The sequence below is a fragment of the Bacillus sp. 3G2 genome (assembly GCF_044324725.1).
Taxonomy (GTDB): Bacteria; Bacillota; Bacilli; order Bacillales; family Bacillaceae_G; genus Bacillus_A; species Bacillus_A mobilis.
Genome location: NZ_CP172246.1, coordinates 4,675,260 through 4,694,765 on the forward strand (window position 1 = coordinate 4,675,260; position 19,506 = coordinate 4,694,765).

Annotated in this window: 27 protein-coding genes and 2 pseudogenes; 13 read left to right on the top strand and 16 right to left on the bottom strand. The window is 36.5% G+C overall.

Going from position 1 to position 19,506, the window contains the following annotated elements:
- Positions 1 to 310: 310 nt before the first annotated feature.
- Positions 311 to 790, top strand: coding sequence for a GyrI-like domain-containing protein (locus ACHZK0_RS24110; RefSeq protein WP_395760958.1), 480 nt, complete (start codon positions 311 to 313; stop codon positions 788 to 790).
- Between the two features lie 175 nt (positions 791 to 965).
- The gene (locus ACHZK0_RS24115; RefSeq protein ID WP_097817476.1) at positions 966 to 2,213 is read left to right on the top strand and encodes an MFS transporter; all 1,248 of its coding nucleotides are present in this window, start codon (positions 966 to 968) and stop codon (positions 2,211 to 2,213) included.
- A 17-nt stretch (positions 2,214 to 2,230) separates the two neighbouring features.
- Here the strand turns inward: ACHZK0_RS24115 and ACHZK0_RS24120 are convergent, their stop codons facing one another.
- Positions 2,231 to 3,112, bottom strand: a complete 882-nt coding sequence (locus tag ACHZK0_RS24120) for a helix-turn-helix domain-containing protein (RefSeq protein ID WP_270606610.1) — start codon at positions 3,110 to 3,112, stop codon at positions 2,231 to 2,233.
- Positions 3,113 to 3,189: 77 nt separating this feature from the next.
- On the opposite strand from ACHZK0_RS24120, the gene ACHZK0_RS24125 reads away from it, so the two are divergent.
- On the top strand, positions 3,190 to 3,651 hold the full coding sequence (locus tag ACHZK0_RS24125) for a DUF523 domain-containing protein (RefSeq protein WP_262741022.1): 462 nt from the start codon (positions 3,190 to 3,192) through the stop codon (positions 3,649 to 3,651).
- Between the two features lie 29 nt (positions 3,652 to 3,680).
- Here ACHZK0_RS24125 and ACHZK0_RS24130 read toward each other — a convergent pair whose 3' ends face one another.
- The 3 genes from ACHZK0_RS24130 to ACHZK0_RS24140 form a co-directional block, all read right to left on the bottom strand.
- A complete protein-coding gene (locus ACHZK0_RS24130) occupies positions 3,681 to 4,034 on the bottom strand; it encodes a YxeA family protein (protein WP_262741023.1) in 354 nt (117 codons plus the stop codon).
- A 106-nt stretch (positions 4,035 to 4,140) separates the two neighbouring features.
- Positions 4,141 to 4,779: an O-methyltransferase gene (locus tag ACHZK0_RS24135; protein WP_262741024.1), complete on the bottom strand. Its 639-nt coding sequence runs from the start codon at positions 4,777 to 4,779 to the stop codon at positions 4,141 to 4,143.
- Positions 4,766 to 5,107: a hypothetical protein gene (locus ACHZK0_RS24140; RefSeq protein ID WP_270606611.1), complete on the bottom strand. Its 342-nt coding sequence runs from the start codon at positions 5,105 to 5,107 to the stop codon at positions 4,766 to 4,768. The genes ACHZK0_RS24135 and ACHZK0_RS24140 overlap by 14 nt, the downstream gene beginning before the upstream one ends.
- Before the next feature lie 173 nt (positions 5,108 to 5,280).
- Between ACHZK0_RS24140 and ACHZK0_RS24145 the strand changes: the two genes are divergently transcribed.
- Entirely contained in the window at positions 5,281 to 5,844 is a 564-nt protein-coding gene (locus ACHZK0_RS24145; RefSeq protein ID WP_395760959.1) for a GNAT family N-acetyltransferase, read from the top strand.
- A gap of 106 nt (positions 5,845 to 5,950) precedes the next feature.
- Here the strand turns inward: ACHZK0_RS24145 and ACHZK0_RS24150 are convergent, their stop codons facing one another.
- The 3 genes from ACHZK0_RS24150 to ACHZK0_RS24160 all read right to left on the bottom strand — a co-directional run bounded on the left by ACHZK0_RS24150 (position 5,951) and on the right by ACHZK0_RS24160 (position 7,689).
- On the bottom strand, positions 5,951 to 6,304 hold the full coding sequence (locus ACHZK0_RS24150) for a HesB/IscA family protein (RefSeq protein WP_000573830.1): 354 nt from the start codon (positions 6,302 to 6,304) through the stop codon (positions 5,951 to 5,953).
- Positions 6,305 to 6,344: 40 nt separating this feature from the next.
- Positions 6,345 to 7,211, bottom strand: a complete 867-nt coding sequence (dapF, locus tag ACHZK0_RS24155) for a diaminopimelate epimerase (RefSeq protein WP_097817470.1) — start codon at positions 7,209 to 7,211, stop codon at positions 6,345 to 6,347.
- Positions 7,212 to 7,449: 238 nt separating this feature from the next.
- Positions 7,450 to 7,689, bottom strand: coding sequence for a YuzB family protein (locus tag ACHZK0_RS24160; RefSeq protein ID WP_000595025.1), 240 nt, complete (start codon positions 7,687 to 7,689; stop codon positions 7,450 to 7,452).
- A gap of 350 nt (positions 7,690 to 8,039) precedes the next feature.
- Between ACHZK0_RS24160 and ACHZK0_RS24165 the strand changes: the two genes are divergently transcribed.
- From ACHZK0_RS24165 to ACHZK0_RS24180, 4 genes are all read left to right on the top strand, one after another.
- Positions 8,040 to 9,110, top strand: a complete 1,071-nt coding sequence (locus tag ACHZK0_RS24165) for an NAD(P)/FAD-dependent oxidoreductase (RefSeq protein ID WP_060488143.1) — start codon at positions 8,040 to 8,042, stop codon at positions 9,108 to 9,110.
- Between the two features lie 230 nt (positions 9,111 to 9,340).
- Positions 9,341 to 9,514 carry an aspartyl-phosphate phosphatase Spo0E family protein gene (locus tag ACHZK0_RS24170; protein WP_063260526.1) on the top strand — a complete coding sequence of 58 codons (174 nt, stop codon included), beginning with the start codon at positions 9,341 to 9,343 and terminating at the stop codon, positions 9,512 to 9,514.
- A gap of 54 nt (positions 9,515 to 9,568) precedes the next feature.
- Positions 9,569 to 10,228, top strand: coding sequence for an ABC transporter ATP-binding protein (locus ACHZK0_RS24175; RefSeq protein WP_395760960.1), 660 nt, complete (start codon positions 9,569 to 9,571; stop codon positions 10,226 to 10,228).
- A complete protein-coding gene (locus ACHZK0_RS24180) occupies positions 10,212 to 11,009 on the top strand; it encodes an ABC transporter permease (RefSeq protein ID WP_262741028.1) in 798 nt (265 codons plus the stop codon). The genes ACHZK0_RS24175 and ACHZK0_RS24180 overlap by 17 nt, the downstream gene beginning before the upstream one ends.
- Before the next feature lie 117 nt (positions 11,010 to 11,126).
- On the opposite strand, the gene phnA is transcribed toward ACHZK0_RS24180, so the two are convergent.
- Both phnA and ACHZK0_RS24190 read right to left on the bottom strand, forming a co-directional pair.
- Positions 11,127 to 11,468: an alkylphosphonate utilization operon protein PhnA gene (gene phnA, locus ACHZK0_RS24185; RefSeq protein ID WP_000212737.1), complete on the bottom strand. Its 342-nt coding sequence runs from the start codon at positions 11,466 to 11,468 to the stop codon at positions 11,127 to 11,129.
- Positions 11,469 to 11,607: 139 nt separating this feature from the next.
- On the bottom strand, positions 11,608 to 11,889 hold the full coding sequence (locus tag ACHZK0_RS24190) for a hypothetical protein (protein WP_270606647.1): 282 nt from the start codon (positions 11,887 to 11,889) through the stop codon (positions 11,608 to 11,610).
- Between ACHZK0_RS24190 and ACHZK0_RS24195 the strand changes: the two are divergent.
- A pseudogene (locus tag ACHZK0_RS24195) lies at positions 11,859 to 12,206 on the top strand (hypothetical protein); the annotation flags it as partial. The gene ACHZK0_RS24190 and the pseudogene ACHZK0_RS24195 overlap by 31 nt on opposite strands.
- Before the next feature lie 2 nt (positions 12,207 to 12,208).
- On the opposite strand, the pseudogene ACHZK0_RS24200 reads toward ACHZK0_RS24195, so the two are convergent.
- From ACHZK0_RS24200 to ACHZK0_RS24210, 3 genes and pseudogenes are all read right to left on the bottom strand, one after another.
- Positions 12,209 to 12,346, bottom strand: a pseudogene (locus ACHZK0_RS24200) (leucine-rich repeat domain-containing protein); the annotation flags it as partial.
- Entirely contained in the window at positions 12,346 to 13,140 is a 795-nt protein-coding gene (locus tag ACHZK0_RS24205) for a nucleotidyltransferase domain-containing protein (RefSeq protein WP_270340908.1), read from the bottom strand. The pseudogene ACHZK0_RS24200 and the gene ACHZK0_RS24205, both read right to left, overlap by 1 nt.
- A gap of 53 nt (positions 13,141 to 13,193) precedes the next feature.
- Positions 13,194 to 13,502 (bottom strand): YuzD family protein, encoded by a 309-nt coding sequence (locus tag ACHZK0_RS24210; RefSeq protein WP_061679584.1) that lies wholly within the window; start codon positions 13,500 to 13,502, stop codon positions 13,194 to 13,196.
- Between the two features lie 195 nt (positions 13,503 to 13,697).
- Here ACHZK0_RS24210 and ACHZK0_RS24215 point away from each other — a divergent pair, with 195 nt between their 5' ends.
- Together ACHZK0_RS24215 and ACHZK0_RS24220 are read left to right on the top strand one after the other, a co-directional pair.
- Positions 13,698 to 13,934: a NifU family protein gene (locus ACHZK0_RS24215; RefSeq protein ID WP_000431158.1), complete on the top strand. Its 237-nt coding sequence runs from the start codon at positions 13,698 to 13,700 to the stop codon at positions 13,932 to 13,934.
- A 437-nt stretch (positions 13,935 to 14,371) separates the two neighbouring features.
- Complete coding sequence (locus ACHZK0_RS24220; RefSeq protein WP_001137787.1) at positions 14,372 to 14,587, top strand: hypothetical protein; 216 nt, start codon at positions 14,372 to 14,374, stop codon at positions 14,585 to 14,587.
- Between the two features lie 59 nt (positions 14,588 to 14,646).
- Here ACHZK0_RS24220 and yutH read toward each other — a convergent pair whose 3' ends face one another.
- Positions 14,647 to 15,648, bottom strand: a complete 1,002-nt coding sequence (yutH, locus tag ACHZK0_RS24225; protein WP_262741032.1) for a spore coat putative kinase YutH — start codon at positions 15,646 to 15,648, stop codon at positions 14,647 to 14,649.
- A 120-nt stretch (positions 15,649 to 15,768) separates the two neighbouring features.
- Here yutH and ACHZK0_RS24230 point away from each other — a divergent pair, with 120 nt between their 5' ends.
- Entirely contained in the window at positions 15,769 to 16,260 is a 492-nt protein-coding gene (locus ACHZK0_RS24230; protein WP_000665102.1) for a phosphatidylglycerophosphatase A, read from the top strand.
- A gap of 20 nt (positions 16,261 to 16,280) precedes the next feature.
- Here ACHZK0_RS24230 and ACHZK0_RS24235 read toward each other — a convergent pair whose 3' ends face one another.
- Positions 16,281 to 16,760, bottom strand: coding sequence for a GNAT family N-acetyltransferase (locus tag ACHZK0_RS24235; protein ID WP_395760961.1), 480 nt, complete (start codon positions 16,758 to 16,760; stop codon positions 16,281 to 16,283).
- Between the two features lie 620 nt (positions 16,761 to 17,380).
- Here ACHZK0_RS24235 and ACHZK0_RS24240 point away from each other — a divergent pair.
- Positions 17,381 to 17,962: an NAD(P)H-dependent oxidoreductase gene (locus ACHZK0_RS24240; protein ID WP_395760962.1), complete on the top strand. Its 582-nt coding sequence runs from the start codon at positions 17,381 to 17,383 to the stop codon at positions 17,960 to 17,962.
- Positions 17,963 to 17,995: 33 nt separating this feature from the next.
- On the opposite strand, the gene ACHZK0_RS24245 is transcribed toward ACHZK0_RS24240, so the two are convergent.
- Both ACHZK0_RS24245 and ACHZK0_RS24250 read right to left on the bottom strand, forming a co-directional pair.
- Positions 17,996 to 18,526: an iron ABC transporter substrate-binding protein gene (locus ACHZK0_RS24245; protein WP_262741036.1), complete on the bottom strand. Its 531-nt coding sequence runs from the start codon at positions 18,524 to 18,526 to the stop codon at positions 17,996 to 17,998.
- A gap of 114 nt (positions 18,527 to 18,640) precedes the next feature.
- On the bottom strand, positions 18,641 to 19,405 hold the full coding sequence (locus ACHZK0_RS24250; protein ID WP_132133620.1) for a TIGR01457 family HAD-type hydrolase: 765 nt from the start codon (positions 19,403 to 19,405) through the stop codon (positions 18,641 to 18,643).
- Positions 19,406 to 19,506 lie beyond the last annotated feature (101 nt).

Sequence of the window (19,506 nt, forward strand, 5' to 3'; positions counted from 1 at the left end):
ATCCCTATTTCAACAATACAAATCTCATAGAATATTACTATTTTAATTTATCAAAAATAGCATATATACCGGATACTTATATAAACCTATAAAACACCTTATGGTATAGGCCTATATAACAGTTTAAGGATACATAAAAAGCTTAACATATCCCTTAATCTATTCATACATACAATAGAAAATCTACCATTTTTAGTCATTTCAGTTTGTTGTTTATGATTAAAATTTTCAAAAAACAATAATCGTTACATGTAAAAATATGTTACACTAAACAAGAACAAACGTTCTTGTTTAAAAGGAGGAATTTTTAATGATAAACGAACCTATTATTGTAAAAAAAGAAGCTTTCCAAGCAATCGGCGTTTCGATTACGACGACAAATGAAACAGAGGCATCTACTGAAGGAAAAATCCCCGGGCTCTGGAACCAATACTTCCAAGAACAAATCATGCATCGCATACCAAATCAACAAACGAAAGAAACATTCGCTTTCTACTCAAATTACGAATCAGATGAAACTGGTACATATCAATTTACAATCGGTATGCCCGTTTCTTCATTAGAAGACGTTCCTGAAAATATGACAACTTTAACAATACCTGCTGCTACGTATGCGGTATTTACAACGAGAAAAGGACCAGTTGCTGAAGTCGTTTGTGAGGCTTGGGAATATATTTGGCAATGGTCAAAAGAAAACAAACGTGCTTTTACAACAGACTTTGAGCTTTATGATGAAAAAGCAACAGATCCAACCAACGTACAATTAGATATTTATATTGCATTAGCCTGAACGACAAAAAAGAAGATACCATTTGGTATCTTCTTTTTTGTCGTTAAATAGCCACTGTGCAAACCCAATATTATTGTCTACAATGAGAAAGTGCAGTATAGAAATATTAGAAACTGTATAAAACGATTGTTAATAGGTTTTTTAGTTTAAATTTGTTACATAGAAAGGAAGCAATATGGAGGAACTACAACAAAATAAATCTGCTTTAGAGGGCAGCGGAAAACCGTTATTAAAAAATACGAATTTCCTTTTTCTTTGGGCAGCTACACTCTTTTCAAGTTTTGCTTTAGCCTTTTTTACTTTTTCACAAACGTGGTACATAGCAAAAACATTAAACCTTGAGGCTTCACTCGGTGTTGTTTTCGTAGCTCTTAGTGTTCCAAGGCTTATTTTTATGATTATCGGCGGCGCTGTAGCTGATAAATTCCCGAAAAAAAACATTATGTTTTACTCTAATATTATTCGTGCTATTCTTGTCGCAACCATTCTTACATGGTTCATCGTAGGTGATGTAACACTATATACATTTGCTTTATTCGCTTTATTCTTTGGACTTGCTGATGCTTTTTTCTGGTCAGCTGACGGGTCTATCTTACCTGAGCTTGTAGAAAAAAGCCGGCTAACACAAGCAAACTCACTTACACAAATGACAAACCAAGCATCGGTCATCTTAGGCCCTGTACTTGGCGGAATTCTTATCAAATTTACGAACTATGAAACGATTTTTTCGATCACGATTTTATTACTGATCGTCGCAGCCATACTCGTTCAAAAAATACAATTTACGATGCCAGAGCAGCAAAATACAGACAAAGGCATGTTCACTTCTATTAAAGAAGGAATCTTATACGTAAAGGAATCACCATTCCTTTCAACTTTCCTTCTTTGTAGCGCCTTTTTAAACTTATTTTTAATCGGTCCGATGCAAGTCGGTTTCCCGCTTTTCGTTAAAAATGTTCTGCACGGTGATTCGCTTCAGTTTAGTTACTTAGAAGCGTCTGTAGGAGGCGGAATGGCAATAGGCGCTGTCATTGTCGGTTTAAAAAATATTAATCGTAGACGCGGTCTATTTTGCATTATCATGATGCTACTGTCTGGTGTATTCTTCTTATCCATCAACTTTAGCACCGTACTTTGGCAAGCATTATTAGCTGGCATGTTTTACGGTATTACAATCGCAATGGCTATCGTTCCGCTTATGGCGATGATTCAATCGACAGTAAAAGAAGAAATGATGGGACGCGTAATGAGTTTACTTATGCTCTCATCAATGGGCTTTATCCCGCTTTCTTATGCATTCACATCAATCGCACTTGCAATAGGAATTCCAATCGTAACCGTTATGAAAAGCGGTGCAATCGCCGTTATCGTCTTCGTACTCTTTGTAGCGATTCGTGTTCCAGTTGTAAGAAAGTTTGATTAACTACTTGGAGTCATGTGTTATACGCATGGCTCCTTTTTAAACGGATCGAATAACGATATTCCCTTACTTCTTCTCACAGCTGCTCCCCATTCTAATCCAACCTCTAAAAATAGATCCCGCACTGTACTATATAAAAGAGCCCTAACATTTTTACGGATTTCCCCGTATTTATACGCTCTCACAACACTCTTTACTCGCCAAATGAAGTTTCCATACACTTCTTCATCGGCTAATATTTGCTCCAGTAAAACACCTTGCTCTAGTAACCCGCTCTTTTTATATGCAAGTTCCACCTTACTCCAAAATATATTAATCTTCTTCGGATTACGCGTCATCGGCACAAGTGCGTATATAAAAGGCTTCGGTATATCGTGGCGGCAATACGTCTCATCAAGTTCGTACGTTTCTTTTCTATTCTCTTTTATTTGTGGAATGTTTTTAGAAAGAATTGTTTCCCCCTCATTTTTTTGCTCATTTTCACTACAGCCATCTGCACGATCCTCACTTTCACATGCGGACATTTTCATACGGTCATCCATGCGGTCAATTGCAGATGTAAGAAATACATATAAGTTCGCACTATATCCGCCGCGCCTATGTCTTTCTTTTGTCGCAACACGCTTTATAATTCCTAGCTCCTCTAACTTTGCAATTGAACGGCGTATTGTACGAATACTCTTTCCAACATTTGTAGCAATCGTCTCCATTAACGGACAAGCAACTCCCACTGTTTTCTGTTTCTCATTCACCGCATACTTTCCTAAAAAATGAATAATGCTAGCATCCGTTTTATTTAATTGAAATCGATAATATTTCAACACTTGTTTTTGATATGTATTAAACTCTTCTTTACTTCGAAATTCACTGTATGGTTTCATTAAATTATATAAACTTCCCATTTTTATCACCTCATATATAAGTAAGAGGCAGGAAGAGAAATTGGCGTGATATTTTAATTTTTTTTGGAGGTGACAATATGATCGTAATAAGCGCTTGTTTAGGTGGTATCGCTTGTCGGTATGATGGAAATGACAATCTCGTTTCAAAAATAGAAGATTTGCTGCAAAACGAAGATACATTCCTCATTTGCCCTGAAGTATTAGGAGGACTACCAACGCCTCGTCCTTCAGCTGAAATTATTGGCGGGAATGGTGATGACGTTTTGGACGGAACAGCAAAAGTGATGACAAAAGACGGTGAAGATGTTACAGAAGCTTTCGTGAGCGGTGCTTATAAAGCTCTAGAACAAATTAAGAATTTACATCCAGAATATATTATTTTAAAAGAACGTAGTCCATCTTGTGGTAGTTCTACAATTTACACTGGAGAATTTAACGGGAATAAACAAACTGGTTACGGGGTAACAACTGCTTTATTCAAAAGACATGGATTTACAGTCATTTCAGAAGAGGATTTTGAGAATATAAAAAGGAATTGACCCTGTTCGTCAATTCCTTTTTATCTGTCTTATTTCACGCTTAATTTTTCTTTCACTTTCGCTGGAAGCTCGTCTTTCTTTACTTCTTCCCATGCTGTTACACCTTTTTTATCTGAGTGGTATACGCGTAGGAATGCTTCTTTACGAAGATTTTTCACAGCTGTAAATTCTAATTCTTTTTCTTTACCTTCTTTATCAAATGCAGGTAACTTATACTCGAATGATTTATGCGGCTGACCGTTATCAGCTTTTTCATTCTTCTCAATTCCATCAGTTGTAATTTGAACGTAGTACTCATCTTTGCCCATACGGTTAATATCACAACCAACTAACAAACTTGCAAATACAACTAAAATACTAAACAGTGCAATGTATCTTTTCATTTCCTTCACCTCATATGTTTTTTCTTATATTCTTATCTTAAAGCCTGAAGCTTAAAGAAGAAATTCAAAAACATGACATGAACATTACACTTTTGTAAGATAATAATTATTTCTTCACTCTAGAAACTGTCATCCCGTCACCAATTGGAATGAGTACGGATTCTAAACTTGGATGAGTTGCTACTACTTCATTAAATTTCTTCATAACTTCTGTATAACGTTTTTGTTTCGCACCTTCATCCACTACACTACCACCAGCTAGAACATTATCTGTAACAATTAATGCGCCTGGCTTAGCAAGCTGGATGCAGTACGCTAAGTAATTTTCATAATTCTCCTTATCAGCATCGATAAAGAAGAAATCAAATCGATTATTACCTGCAGCTAATTTTTCAAGACTTTGTAAAGCAGCACCCGTCATATACGACACTTGTTTTCCAAATCCCGCTTTATGTAAATTGCTATGTGCTATCTCTGCATACTTTTCTTCTAATTCAAGAGAAGTTAACGTCCCTTCTTCTCCAAAACCTTTCGCAAGACAAATGCCGCTATACCCACCTAATGCACCTATTTCTAAAATATCTTTCGCTCCAGAAATGGAAACTAACATCGTTAACAGTTTACCCGAAGAAGGTGATACCGATATCGGCGGCATTTCGTTTTCTTTTATAGAAATAATCACTTCATCCAAAAGAACATCTTGACCACAAAATACAGAATCAATATAACGATTAATTTGTTTCATCAGATGCAGTCCCTTGCTCTAGATTTGCCTTCTCATCTAACGTAGGCGTTTCTTCTGTTTCACTTTCATGTATTTCAAATAGTTGTGTAAATTCATTAATGACCATATCAATTGCCTTTAATTCCCCGATTAAAATTTGCTGAATAGACTGGAATTCTGGTTCGCTTAACTGTTGTTTAATCGTTGTACGCTTCAAATTCATCATTTCTAAAAAGGCAATCGCTCTCCCGCGTCGAAATGTTTTCGGCCCGCGATGATGAGATCCATCTCTCCCCCTATGACGATCACCACGGTGACGACCTTCTTTCATGAACTTATCTTCTCTCATTTCAAATCCCCCTTTGTATACAAATGTATACATTTGTTTTACACTTCAAAGTGTATACGTTTGTATACAAAATGTCAAAACAAAAGAAAAAACGCTAATTATGTGAAAAGGGATTTCTAAATAATGAATTGAATATATATTTATTGTTTTTAGCTTTTGAGAGGAGAAATAATATGAACCCTATTTTATTAGATGTTCCGTTACAAATAGAAACAGACAGACTCATTCTTAGAGCACCACTCCAAGCTGGTGAAGGGAATATAGTACATGCAGCTATTAAAGATTCAATTAATGAATTAAAGCAATGGTTGTCTCTATTCCAGTCCATTCCTACTGTTGAAGAAACGGAAATTCTTCTAAGAAATGCGCATATAGATTTTTTGAAAAGAGAAAGCTTTCGCTATCTTATCTATCATAAAGAGACGAATGATTTTGTTGGAACTGCTAGCCTTCACAGGGTTGATTGGAAGGTTTCTAAATGTGAAATTGGATACTGGATTAACACGCGGTTTAGTGGAAATGGATATATGACAGAAGTAGTAAATGCGTTAATAAACCTTGGATTTCAGTTATTCGAATTTAGAAGGATTGAAATACGCTGTGAACGTAATAACACGAAAAGTCGTGCAATCCCTGAAAAACTAGGTTTTGAACTTGAAGGGATATTACGTAATGAAGATCTTTCAGCTAACGGCAAACAACTAATTGATACTTGCATCTATGCAAAGGTAAAGTGAAATATTGATTAGCCTTGGTAATCGGGCTTTTACGGCACAAGAAAAAGACCTCCTTAACGATTTTATTTCATCGCTAAAAAGGTCTTTTTCTATTTCTGCTAAAAACTTAGCACTCTTCCGGCTTACCAGCATTCGTCGCTGTACGGAAAGATGATCCACATCCGCATGATGCGATTGCGTTTGGATTGTCGATTGTGAATCCGCCGCCAAGCATAGATTGTTTATAATCAATTTTTACTCCTTTAACAATTGGAGCACTTTCTGTATCGATAACAAATTCAACACCGAAAAATTCAAGAACTGTGTCGTCTTCTTTTGGTTCTACTTCAAATCCTAAGCCGTAAGAAAGGCCAGTACATCCGCCGCCATGTACAGCAAGGCGCACGTACTTCTCTCCATCTTCAGCATCTTTTAACATATCTTTAATTTGAAAAGCTGCTTGTTCTGTTACTTCAATCATGAAATACACATCCTTTCTGTTCTCATTCTATTATACATCTTTACGCTTCTATCTTGTACTCATACACTCCGCGGCAAATTACTTCCGCTGGTCCTTTCATTAACACATTGCCTTCTTCTGTCCATGCAATCATTAAATCGCCACCAGCTAAATGAACTGTAATTTCCTTACCACGTTCCATCTTTCCATTTAAAATAGAGGCTACAACCGCAGCACACGCCCCTGTTCCGCAAGCTTGTGTTACACCAGATCCTCGTTCCCAAACGCGGAAGTTCATTTCTTCCTCATTCAAAATCTCGATGAATTCAACATTTACTCGCTCTGGGAACATTTCATGTGTCTCAAGGACTGGCCCAAGTGTTGTAAGAGGTGCTTGTTCTACATCATCGACAAAAATAACCGCATGCGGATTCCCCATTGAAACAGCTGTAAATGCATAACGATGATTATTGTATAAGAAGTTTTCACGAATAAATGGTGTTTCACCTTCACCAAGCATTGGTATTTCTTCACGCGTTAAACGCGGTGCTCCCATATCGATTTTCGCTAACGTAACTTTCCCTTCTTCTACCGTTACTTCCGCCGTTACAATGCCAGCTAACGTTTCAATTGTGAAGACTGTTTCTTCTACTAGTTTATGCTCATACGCATATTTCGCTACGCAGCGTAAACCGTTACCGCAGCTCTTTCCTTCTGATCCATCATTATTAAACATGCGCATTTTCACCGGAGCTACGTCAGATGGACAAATTAAAATCATTCCATCTGCTCCAATACCAGTATTAATATTTGAAACCTTTTCCGCCACAAGAGCTAAATCTTCTTCCGGAATTTGTTCTTCAAACATATTTACATATATATAACTATTGCCAAGACCATGCATTTTTGTAAAAGAAAATTGGCTCATTTGTATTCACTCCAAAAATAGTTTGTTATTTTAAGTATAAAATGCACGCTTTTAGAACACAATATGAATGTCCCCCGTTTCTCATATTTGACAACATTTGGCGATGAGCCATTCTTGCACAAATTGTGTAAGAAAAAAGCCCTTTTAAAAGGGCCTTTTTTTATTTATATTCAGTATTATCCTCCCCTGCGAAACAAAATTTTATCTAATAGAAAAAGGTGCTGCCGATTGCAACACCTTAAAACATTGGATTTTCATCCAAATAATCATATACATTATTGACTAGTTCTTCTACTGTAGCACCTTGTACGACTTCGCCATTTACAAGTGCAAATGGCCCCTCAAAACAAATGCCACAATATCCTAAACAACCATACTCCATTACATCTAAATTCGGATCTTTTTCTAATTTCTCTAAAGCTGCTTGTGAACCACTCGCAAGGTTACCTACACAAAATTCAATTAATGGTTTAATCAAAATTCTCCCCCCTGTACTACAAAACAAATTACCTTCTGACTATCTATAAGAAGAAAACTAAGCTGTCTCTTGTTGTTTTCGTTATACATCCTAAACTATTTAGTTACTTCACTATTTCACTTCAAAGTAGATGGTTTTATTTTATATAACATGCTACTTGCAATAAAATAGTAACTAAAAAGGCAAAACAGTTTACTTTACTTTTCTTCTTATTGTACAACAGAGTATTCATTCATGCATTGTTATTTGTTCACAAATTCGATATAATTTGATTGAGTAAAGTCAAAATATTTTATTAATATAAAATTGTGTGATTAGGGGATATTTCAACAGAAAAGGGGTAATCCATCATGAAACACCTCGTAATACTAGGTGGCGGCTACGGGGGAATGAGAATTCTGCAGCGGCTACTTCCAAGCAACCAACTTCCAGATGATGTACAAGTGACATTAATCGACAAAGTACCATATCATTGCTTCAAAACTGAATATTATGCATTAGTTGCGGGTACTATTTCAGAAACGCATATTCGTATACCGTTTCCTGAACACCCACGCCTCAATATTCAATACGGCACAATAACAAATATTGATCTCGAAGAAAAAGCTGTTCATCTCGATGGCGGTGAAGCGATCCAATATGATGATTTAATTATCGGTCTTGGCTGTGAAGATAAATATCATAACGTTCCTGGGGCGAAGGAATATACACATAGCCTACAATCGATTGAACAAACACGTAAGACATATGAACAATTAAATAGTCTAGAACCAAATGCAACAGTAGCTGTTGTTGGCGCTGGATTAAGTGGCGTTGAAGTTGCAAGTGAACTTCGCGAAAGCCGTTCTGATTTAAAAATTCACTTATTTGATCGAAAAGATAGGATTCTATTCCCATATCCAGAGAAATTAAGTAGATACGTAGAAGAATGGTTCGTAAAACATAAAGTTACTATTATAAGAAACTCTAACATTACAAAAGTAGAACCAAATATTGTGTACAACCACGATGAACCACTTGAATGTGATGCAATCGTCTGGACAGCTGGTATTCAAGCAAATGAAGTTGTTCGAAACCTTCCAGTTGAACAAGATGGTAGCGGACGGGTTGTTTTAACAAAATATCACAATATTCCGAATAACGAGCACGTGTATGTTGTAGGAGATTGCGCAGCACTTCCACACGCACCATCTGCCCAACTTGCTGAAGGTCAAGGAGAACAAATTGTCCAAATATTATTAAAACGTTGGAATAATGAGCCACTTCCTGACGAACTACCTGTTATTAAATTAAAAGGTGTTCTCGGTTCTCTTGGGAAGAAGCACGGCTTCGGTTTACTAGCAAACCAACCATTAATGGGACGTGTACCGAGATTATTAAAGTCCGGTCTTCTTTGGATGTACAAGTATCATAAAGGTTAATACTTTACAGGCTGTCTACTAAGCAGGCAGCCTCTTTTATTCGTTAAAATATAATTATCAGACACATCTTTCTCAATATGGATAATGATTTATTTTTCATTTTCATATTAAAAACTATCGATAAACAGTGTATGCTATTTATAAGTTGTTTTATTTCCTTTAAGACCGAAGTCATTCGGTCTTATTTTTTGTGTTGTAAATACTTTTACAGGAGGCATTCCATTTCACTTATGAACGTAACGAAACTAAACGATCGAATAGAAGCGAAGAAGAAAGAATTGATCTATCTCGTTGAAAAGTACGGATTCACTCATGATAAAGTGATTTCTTTCAGCCAAGAATTAGATCGTTTACTTAACTTATTAATAGAACTTAAGACAAAGAAAAAACGTTGCTCTTTATAACCGTTATCCTCTCTTTTTTGATACGATAGAACTAGAATCAGAAAGGAGCCATTTATGTTTATATTAAAAGACGTTACATATAAAGATATACTACACATTCCTTATTTACAGATTCAAAAAGAAAAAATCACATGTATTATCGGTGAGAGTGGGAGCGGAAAAAGTACATTACTCCGCATGTTAAATGATTTGCAATCTCCAACATCCGGTACAATTGAATATAACGGAAAACTAATTTCTGATTATCCCCCTATTCAATTACGACGTGACGTAGTCATGCTTGGGCAAACGCCTCCTATTTTTGATGAAACGATTAAAGACAATCTATTAATGGGACTTCGTCTTTCTGAAAAACCATTTCCAAATGATGATGCCCTGCGAAGCGCATTAACGACTGTTAGCTTAGAAAAAGGGTTAGAAGACAACGCCGATTCATTATCAGGCGGGGAAAAACAACGACTTGCTTTTGCACGTATCGTACTTATGGATCCACCTGTCTATTTATTAGATGAACCAACCTCGGCGCTAGATAGCGATACAGAACGCCGCGTTATGAAACAATTTACTATACTAGCAAAAGAAAAGAAAAAAACAGTTATCTTCATTACACACTCACAACAACTTCCAGAAGAAATTGCGGACGTTATTATTGAAATTAGTAAAACAAACGGTGCAACTAGAAAGGAAGTGCTCTCAATTGAAGGGCGTTATTGAACTCCAAATTTGGCAACTTGCCGCTGCATATATTTTTATTCTCATATTAATTGGACTTGTAAAATTAAAAGGAATACCGCGCGAGAAACAAATTGCACTCGCAACATTCCGTATGACGATTCAGCTCGTACTTGTTGCTTATGTCCTTACATACGTATTTGAAAATAGTAATCCATTTTATACAATTGCTCTTATTACTTCTATTACTACCTTTGCCATTTTTAATATTTATAAACGAGTTAACATCCCAATGTCAAAAGACTTAAAACGAGTAGCCGCCCTTTCCATGGTTGCCGGATCAATTGGACCACTTCTACTATTTATCTTTGTTATTATCGGTCACGATCCTTGGTATGCACCGCAATACATCGTTCCGATTACAGGAATGTTAGTTGGGAATGCAATGACAGGTGTTTCTCTCGGTGCCAATACGTTCTTAAACAATATGAAATCGCAAAGAGGTCAAATTGAAGGTGCCCTTATGCTCGGCGCAACACCGAAAGAAGCCGCCGCTCCGCTCATCCGTGACGCTTTTGACTCTGCTATTTTACCAACGATTAATTCTATGGTCGGAATGGGGATTATAAGCTTACCAGGCATGATGACAGGACAAATCTTATCTGGTGTATCACCATTTACAGCGATTCAATATCAAATTGCTATCATACTTGGTATTTCAGGAAGCACTGCCTTTGCTGTTATTATCTTCTTACAGCTTGGATATAAAACATTCTTTAATAAACGGTGTCAGTTGAAAGAGGTTGACCATGGTGCGCGATAAATGATGCACTGTTCATAGTAAGTGAAATTATATCGACGATTCGACAAGGAATGTCGACTTACCGACAAAAAATGACAATAAAAAAGAGGAGGCTAATCACCTCCTCTTTTTTATTACTTACGCCTTCTTAACGAATTGTGATTTTAACTTCATAGCTCCGAAACCGTCGATTTTACAATCAATATCGTGATCGCCATCAACTAGACGGATACTCTTTACTTTCGTACCGATCTTCACAACTGAAGAAGTTCCTTTTACTTTTAAATCTTTAATAACAGTAACAGCATCGCCGTCTTGAAGAACGTTTCCGTTCGCATCTTTTACAACTTTTGCACCATCATTATTTTCAGCTTCTGCTTCTTGGCCCCACTCATGAGCACACTCAGGACATACGAAAAGAACGCCATCCTCATACGTATATTCTGAATTACATTTTGGACAATTTGGTAAAGTAGCCATAAATTCATTTCCTCCGTTCATTATTTATACGTAAAAATCAAAATTGATGTTTACATCTCGATAAATAAAATTTGTATAGCATTTCTTTATAGTGCCACAGTCTTACGTTATTGACAAGCCTACCTCAAATTCTCATTTTTTATTGTATTTTACAAAATTTCAATTCGTATGGTGTTTCCAATAAAAAAAGAAGAACCTTCACAAGATTCTTCTTTTCTAAATAAACGCTTTCCCTCTGGAAAAACCACATATTTTCTTCAACGTAAATTTGATACTCTTCTAACTCTTCTTCACTTAACTTCTTATTATTTTCATATACCTCTTGCCACTCGAAATACTCTTCATCGAAATAAACAGCAAATTTTATTTTCACGTTTTTCTTCTCTGTATAACCAGAGCCAGTTATTACATAATGTTTCACATGAAACTATCGACATTCCGAATTACCTTTCTACTATTTTCGACTGGTTTCAAGTGTGGGCGTCTTATGAGAATTTAGCAAAAACAAATATACACGCTATTACGCCGGTACTAGCTGTCGTTCCAATATTACAGGAAAAAGCGTTTCTGCTTCTCGCTTGTTTCTCTTTCTACAACTTGAAACAGTACGATCAATCTAACCGCTACTTACAGCAATATTTGCATTGGGCTGTGTATCTTAATACCGAGAAAAAAGAGCAAGTATCGTTTCGTGAAGTTGATATGTATATGAAAAAGCTAGTAGAAGGTGCAATGTAAAATTACATTGTACCTTCTACTAGTGCTTTATATTCCTCTTGTAACTTTTTAAATTGCTCTTCATACTTTCGTATCTTTACCGTATCCGTTTTCGAATTAAGGATTTGTCTTCTTCTCCCAGTCACCATTATATTTTTTCCTACCATTTCTCTCTACATGTTTCAATTAAATGCAGTAAGTACTTCCTCGTCATATCTGCCCTTCTCCACCTTGAGAGCATTCGCTTTTCTTTTGGATTCTGCCGTATTCTTGCTACTTCTTTTAATAAAAGCTCCCATTCTTCCCCTGAACGTTCTAACAAGTATTGCAATCCTCTATCTTTTGAAACGATTGTTTTATGATCCAGTGTATATAAAATACGTCCCATCGTAACGACTGCTGATTCTACCCACTCTTCTACAAAAAATAAATATGGCTGCTTCGCTTTTTCACTCCAGTATTGTTCTACGTTGTATTTCATTGTATTGACTACATCGTCCCACCTTATTTGAAACGGAAGATCTTCCGCTTCTTTCCCGGTAACTGTAATACCTTGATTTTTCAATGTCCACCATGTGACCGCATTAATATCCCAATGACCTACATCCGCTTTACCATCTGCACAATACACGTACTCATTCATTTCATCATTGTATTTCCCTAAATCAGCAAGCGGAATATACATACCATCCATTCTTTTACCTAACGTACTACCACTAAGTTTCTTATGAAGTTCTACAAGTTGCTGTTTTTCAGCTTCATTCACAGAATCACTTATTACTGTAACAAAATCAACATCGCTCGTTTCTGCATGAAATGCACCGAGTGCGATGGAGCCGTAAATATATACCCCGACTATTTTTTCATCCAAAAAGATTTCTTTTAATTCTACGGTGTACCGCTCCATTAACTGTTGTACTTCTGTTGGTAAAGCATGCTTCACTCTATTTTCCACATCTATCCCTCCAATAAAAAAGAGCCTTTGCGAATTCGCAAAGGCTTCCTGCTTTATAAATATTTCTCGATTTCTTCGTAAACATCCTTCAAACGAGGATTTCCTTCTCCAACAATTTCTCCATTTACAAGAACGACCGGATAAAATAGATCTTCCTCCACTACGCGCTCTGCGAATGCTTTTTTATCCTCATCTTCTTGTTTTTCTTGAAAATCAATATACTCGAAATTAAATTTATTTTCTTGTCCTTCATATTTACGACCAATCGCCGCTTGTAGCCACTCAAACGTTTCTGTTGAAGATGGCATTCCAACGCAGCTCGCACAAATTACTTTCGTCCCATACACTTGAACATTAACCATTTCTTCTCCCCCGCCTCTTGTTTCAACAGCATATTAAGATGTCTTATTACATAAGCACATCATTTTACAAACTTATTCCCTACCCCTATACTGAAAAAACACAATAAAATATTTCGACAATAAAACAAGAAGAGAAAAAATAGATTTTCCCCTCTATCTTGATTATAATAAAACTGATGAAAGGAGTCGATAAAAATGGAAAACCCACATATGGAAGAACAAGTATTAGAAGTATTAGATAAATTACGTCCATTCTTACTTCGCGATGGCGGAGACGTTGAATTAGTAGACATTGAAGAAGGTATCGTAAAATTACGCCTTATGGGTGCATGCGGAAGCTGCCCAAGTTCTACAATCACACTAAAAGCTGGTATCGAACGCGCATTACTAGAAGAAGTACCAGGCGTTATTGAAGTAGAACAAGTATTTTAATCTAAAAGCGGAAGCGGCTCATTCAGAACAGGAGGTCATTGGAGCTCCTGACGAAGAGGCGCTTTTTGCCTCGCAGGAAGGCGCGAAATGGCCGACTGTTCTAGCCGCTGGAGCTGGATATTAATCTAAAAGCGGAAGCGGCTCGTTCAAAATGTGAGGAGGATGGAGCTTCTGACATAGAGGCGCTTTTTGCCTCGGCGGAAGAAGCGAAGCCACCGAACATTTTAGCCGCTGGAGCTAGATATTAATCTAAAAGCGGAAGCGGCTCGTTCAGAATCGCTTCCTAAAAAGAGACCCAAATGGGTCTCTTTTTTTATTCAAATAACACTTCCCCTTTAACATCATAAAACAAAATTGGAAATCCTTCTCAAAAAATGAGATAATTAATACTATAGAATCGTTCACACATATACAGAAAAAACATAGGGGGACGACACATGCCAAGAATGGGGAACACTTTTTTAACAATTCAAGAACTAGAAAAGAAAAAAGAATATTTATTAGACCTGTCATCTGTTATACCAACATGGAATGCGAGCTACCAATTTTTATTTAAAGAAATCCAGCAAGAATTATTGAGTAAAGTAAATGAAAAAATCGAACAGCATCAATTCATTTTAAATATATGTGCAGATCAACAGGTAGGGGCATAATGTATTACATACAATTGTAGTATAAAAAAAAAGAGACCCCATCCGGTCTCTTTTTTATTTTAAGATAGCCAATCTAATTTTTTAATCCCTAACTTATCAACTGGTAAACGAAGTGAGCCATAAAAGTGCTTCATAAATTGCTCAGAGCGGTTCACATCGTGTAAAATGGCTTCTAAGCGATCTCTATATATGCTTTTTTGTTCTTCATTTCCAGTTTGGTAATATCGTTCGACTGTTTCAAAGTAGTGAAGTGGGAACAGGAGCCTTGCAAATAATAAGCGCCAACCAAATGAGGATAGCGAATAATTTCGTTCATAGTCTGTAACAAATTGAACGATTGTTTGCTCCCAGTCTTTCTTTTTTTCTATCATCATATAGCGAATTAATTCTGCCATATCTCGAGTTGGGTGATCATACACCCAGTCGAAAGGAAGTTTGAGGCGCTTCGTTTGATGCCATAATAAGGGTGTAAATCGTTCTTGGCAAATTGTTGCCGCATCAGTCACTTGCGGCGTATCATCCATCTCTGTATCGACAACATACTGGATTGCATTTTCTGCAACTCCTAAGTAATACGGGAAGGATTCAATAAACAATTGATCGAATACGTCTGTAGGGTGGTTCATCACTTGTGATTGCCAAAACTTTTCTAATTGATCGAGCCTTTTTTCCCATAACGCTTTCCATTCACCAATGCGACTTAATTGCTCGATTTCTTCTGGAAAGAATGCACCTCGTTTATGGAATATAGAAAGCTCACTTCCTAATGATGTAGCATGTCGTTCTAACGCACGCATACCTTTTAATAAGCAGTAATTTTGTTCTTCTATCTCGCTTACATAGTAGCCGTGTATAGTCGGAACGAAAGTCGCTACAGTTATATCCCCTTGCTGGTTCATATAGTCACTGAGCTTTTTCATCTCTACAAGTACTTCTTCCTCCATTTCTCCAATTGGAACAAGTACATAAATTTTGTTGCGAATCCAAAAGCTTTTATAGGGGCCAAGGGGGATTAATTCTTTAACATGCATGTGATAATGCTCATAAATATGATGAATCATCGCAGTCGCCACCTATGGTTTTTCTTTATATATATGAGCTTGTGCTCGCCTTTCATTCCTATGCACATGATAAAGCAACGAAACGTATACAAATACTAAAAAGAAAAAAAGGTGATAAACATGAAAGAATCAAATCAACTACAAGAAAGAGCATTACAACTATTACAAGAGCGCGGTGTAACAATTGACGATATTGCTGAGCTTGTTCATTTTCTTCAAAAAAAATATCATCCAAATTTAGAGATGTCAGAATGCCGTTATAACGTTGAGCGTGTATTATCAAAACGTGAAGTACAAAACGCACTGATTACTGGTATCGAACTCGATGTTCTTGCTGAAAAAGGAATGTTAAGTGAGCCGTTACAAGATATCGTAAAACGTGATGAAGGCTTATACGGAATTGATGAAGTGATCGCACTTTCTATCGTTAATGTGTACGGCTCTATCGGTTTCACGAACTTTGGATATATCGATAAATTAAAACCTGGTATTTTAGAATACTTAAATGATAAATCAACTGGAAAGGTGCACACATTCCTTGATGATATCGTTGGCGGAATCGCTGCCGCTGCTTCAAGCCGTTTAGCGCACCGAGCTGATCATTCGGAGTAAAACATGAAAGACCGTCAGTTTCATACTGACGGTCTTTCATATTCCATAATCATAAATTCTCTTCCGCGGCTCAAAAAAATAGGACCTTGCTGAAAACCTATGTTTTTATATAGCTTAATCGCTCTTGTATTAAATGTCGCTACACTAAGTCGAAACATTTTCGGCTTACATCCTTTAACAGCAAAAGCTATCCCAGCTTGAAAAAACAGATTTCCAAGCCCTTTCCCTGTTAACGCCGGCTTCATGCCAAGTCCGATATCAATCACATCTTCTCCACCATATAAATGAGCATCTCTTCCCCCTGGTACTTGTGCATTTTCTCCAAAACAAAAGTAGCCGATAAACTCTCCCTTATCGTCACAACAACCATAATACGTCCCATCTAATAATTCTTCTATTACTTCTTCCTCTCCTGAAAAACTATACAAATCATAAGGTTCCTCATACGTCCACGTATTTATCTCATTTGCTTCTTCTACCGTTAACTTATGTATATCCATCCTTCTCTCCCCTTATCAAATATTCTATATATACTCATTCATTTTTCACACCTCATTTCCCTCCAATCAAAATATGCAGAATTGCATACGCACACCAATGAAACAAATGGTACAATTTCATTTGAATCGCTGTTGCTACACTTCTTGATCAAAGAAAAGGCGTTAAAACGGATATTAGCGCCTTATCAAACTCAAGCAATTGGCACATTTTGTCATCATGAAAGACACTCAAAAGAGTGTCTTTTTTTTATATCTCACGAGGACTTACTCATTTCAAAATATAAACACATAAAATAATGTAACTCTTTACATGCATGAATCCTTTCCTCAAAGTTTTGAAGCAGATTCAAAATAAAAAAGCACTCTTGGCTAGAGTGCTTTTTACTTTCAAATAAGGAGGTTCTATAGTATGGATAGTACTCTCGTATTTAACTTCGGCATTGGTATTGTTATCATTTTATTTGTTTTCTTTGTTCTTTGTATGAGCGGGGTATAGAAAGACGAGTTTAGCTGTCTTTTTATACATACATATGTATCATTTGACTTCCATAACAGAAGTAACCACAATGGTTACATAAATAAAAAAACTATTCACATATCCACAAATAGGAGGAAGAATAATGAAACATGTAATCGTTTATGCACACCCAAATACAGAAAGCTTCAACCATGCGATTTTAGAAACGGTAAAAAGTGAATTAGAAGAGAAAGGTCATGAAGTACGCGTTCGCGATCTATACGAATTAAACTTCAATCCAGTATTAGGCGCTTCCGATTTCATCTCATTTTCTCAAGGAAACACACCAGAAGATATTAAAGAAGAGCAAGCACATATCTCTTGGGCTGATAGCATTACATTCATTTATCCAGTTTGGTGGGCGGGACTTCCTGCTATTTTAAAAGGATACGTTGATCGCGTATTTAGCCACGGCTTCGCTTATGCTTACGGTGAAAATGGTATTGAGAAGTTATTAAGCAGTAAAAAAGGCTTATTATTATCTACAATGGGAAATACGAAAGAGGCATACACAGCAGGCGGTATGTTTGAAGCAATGAAGAAAACAGCAGATGTTGGTATTTTTGAATTTACGGGCATTGAAACAATTGAACATTCATTCTATACAAGTGTTCCTTCTGTGGATGATAATGTGCGTAAACAATATCTTGAAGAAGTTAAAGATGTTGTGAATCGTGCATTTTAATAAAAAAACTCCGGTTGTTAAAACCGGAGTTTTTTATTTCATCATTAGTTTCGGAATATATCTTTGAAGAATGCTTTCTAATTCATTCATATCTTCCTGTCTAATAAGTAAATTTACATTGTCATTCATTTTTTCTCGCCCGCGATATAAAAATATATTTTCTTTTGGATTTTCCCATGTTGATGTTTTATAGCCTTTTAATTCTTCGTATGAATAAAAGTTTAATCCGTCTACTACACCTTTTTCATATATTTGTACACCTTTAATAAGATGGATAGCTATTAAAGTCATAAAACAACTTGCTACAATATAACTACCCGACTGAATAAGAAACTGTTCAGCTGTATCAATATCGCCATTTACGTACTGAGCATATATATACATACATTGTCCAAAGAAATATGCTGGTCCAAGTAACGCAATCCACCGTCTCTTCACTCGTGGATATGTTGCAATAAGTTTTCCTGCACTTTTTTTCATTTCATTTATTTTATATATCTTCCATAGAACAAAAAACAAAACACATAATGTAAAAACAAACATAATACATGACATCCAGTACACTCTGATTCCCTCCTTTTAATATCATTACATATAAATTTTACATTTTATATAACAATAGCACATATGCAATTATGCATAAAAAACAGGTAACCTCTTTCGGTTACCTGCATTTCATTACATCTTCTCAATCCACTCCGTCAAGTTATGCACAACTTGCGTTGGTTGTACTTCATATTCTGTTAACTTCTCCACAGTTGTGACTCCAGTGTGGACAAGAAGGGTATGCATACCAGCATTTACTCCCGCTAAAATGTCTGTATCGTAGTTATCCCCAACCATTAATGCTTCATCTTTTCCCATACCAAGCACTTTTAACGCTTGTTCCATAATGATTGATTCTGGTTTTCCGATAAAGATTGGATCCACACCTGTTGATACTGCTACAACTGATGTTAATGAACCGTTACCTGGTAATAATCCGCGCTCAGTCGGAATGGCAATGTCTCCATTTGTAGAAATAAATGTTGCGCCGTTACGTACAGCAAGACAAGCTTTTGCTAATTTTTCATATGTGATGTCACGATCTAAACCAACAACAACGAAGTCAGGATTTTCATCCACAAGTTCAAATCCTTTTTCCACAAGTGCATCATGTAAGCCCTCTTCACCAATCATATAAACAGTTGCGTCTTGTTTACGTTCATAAATAAAGTTCGCAGTCGCCATACTCGTTGTGAATACTTGCTCTGCTTTCGCTGGAATATCGAAACGAACAAGTTTTTCTGCCACCTGTTCTGGTTTACGCGTTGAGTTATTCGTAACGAATAAATAAGGAATGCCGCGCTCTCCTAATGCTTTTACGAAGTCGCTCGCTTCTTCAATTTGTTCTTCTCCGCGATACATCGTACCGTCTAAGTCAATTAAGTAACCTTTATACATCGATTATGTCTCTCCTTCTATGCTAACGTTCTCACCTATCATACCACTCTTATATTACCCGCTTTTTCCAAAGAAAAAAACGCTTTACCTTAAAGCGCCCC

What these genes read in the sequence shown, in the direction of transcription:
- ACHZK0_RS24165 (WP_060488143.1), top strand. Translation starts at nt 8,040, where the DNA reads ATGAAACACCTCGTAATACTAGGTGGCGGCTACGGGGGAATGAGAATT.
- ACHZK0_RS24135 (WP_262741024.1), bottom strand. Translation starts at nt 4,779, where the DNA reads ATGAAACAAATTAATCGTTATATTGATTCTGTATTTTGTGGTCAAGAT.
- ACHZK0_RS24170 (WP_063260526.1), top strand. Translation starts at nt 9,341, where the DNA reads ATGAACGTAACGAAACTAAACGATCGAATAGAAGCGAAGAAGAAAGAA.
- ACHZK0_RS24220 (WP_001137787.1), top strand. Translation starts at nt 14,372, where the DNA reads ATGCCAAGAATGGGGAACACTTTTTTAACAATTCAAGAACTAGAAAAG.
- ACHZK0_RS24175 (WP_395760960.1), top strand. Translation starts at nt 9,569, where the DNA reads ATGTTTATATTAAAAGACGTTACATATAAAGATATACTACACATTCCT.
- dapF (WP_097817470.1), bottom strand. Translation starts at nt 7,211, where the DNA reads ATGAGCCAATTTTCTTTTACAAAAATGCATGGTCTTGGCAATAGTTAT.
- ACHZK0_RS24240 (WP_395760962.1), top strand. Translation starts at nt 17,381, where the DNA reads ATGAAACATGTAATCGTTTATGCACACCCAAATACAGAAAGCTTCAAC.
- phnA (WP_000212737.1), bottom strand. Translation starts at nt 11,468, where the DNA reads ATGGCTACTTTACCAAATTGTCCAAAATGTAATTCAGAATATACGTAT.
- ACHZK0_RS24145 (WP_395760959.1), top strand. Translation starts at nt 5,281, where the DNA reads ATGAACCCTATTTTATTAGATGTTCCGTTACAAATAGAAACAGACAGA.
- ACHZK0_RS24250 (WP_132133620.1), bottom strand. Translation starts at nt 19,405, where the DNA reads ATGTATAAAGGTTACTTAATTGACTTAGACGGTACGATGTATCGCGGA.
- ACHZK0_RS24125 (WP_262741022.1), top strand. Translation starts at nt 3,190, where the DNA reads ATGATCGTAATAAGCGCTTGTTTAGGTGGTATCGCTTGTCGGTATGAT.
- ACHZK0_RS24130 (WP_262741023.1), bottom strand. Translation starts at nt 4,034, where the DNA reads ATGAAAAGATACATTGCACTGTTTAGTATTTTAGTTGTATTTGCAAGT.
- ACHZK0_RS24140 (WP_270606611.1), bottom strand. Translation starts at nt 5,107, where the DNA reads ATGAGAGAAGATAAGTTCATGAAAGAAGGTCGTCACCGTGGTGATCGT.
- yutH (WP_262741032.1), bottom strand. Translation starts at nt 15,648, where the DNA reads ATGATTCATCATATTTATGAGCATTATCACATGCATGTTAAAGAATTA.
- ACHZK0_RS24120 (WP_270606610.1), bottom strand. Translation starts at nt 3,112, where the DNA reads ATGGGAAGTTTATATAATTTAATGAAACCATACAGTGAATTTCGAAGT.
- ACHZK0_RS24110 (WP_395760958.1), top strand. Translation starts at nt 311, where the DNA reads ATGATAAACGAACCTATTATTGTAAAAAAAGAAGCTTTCCAAGCAATC.
- ACHZK0_RS24235 (WP_395760961.1), bottom strand. Translation starts at nt 16,760, where the DNA reads ATGGATATACATAAGTTAACGGTAGAAGAAGCAAATGAGATAAATACG.
- ACHZK0_RS24230 (WP_000665102.1), top strand. Translation starts at nt 15,769, where the DNA reads ATGAAAGAATCAAATCAACTACAAGAAAGAGCATTACAACTATTACAA.
- ACHZK0_RS24150 (WP_000573830.1), bottom strand. Translation starts at nt 6,304, where the DNA reads ATGATTGAAGTAACAGAACAAGCAGCTTTTCAAATTAAAGATATGTTA.
- ACHZK0_RS24210 (WP_061679584.1), bottom strand. Translation starts at nt 13,502, where the DNA reads ATGGTTAATGTTCAAGTGTATGGGACGAAAGTAATTTGTGCGAGCTGC.
- ACHZK0_RS24215 (WP_000431158.1), top strand. Translation starts at nt 13,698, where the DNA reads ATGGAAAACCCACATATGGAAGAACAAGTATTAGAAGTATTAGATAAA.
- ACHZK0_RS24115 (WP_097817476.1), top strand. Translation starts at nt 966, where the DNA reads ATGGAGGAACTACAACAAAATAAATCTGCTTTAGAGGGCAGCGGAAAA.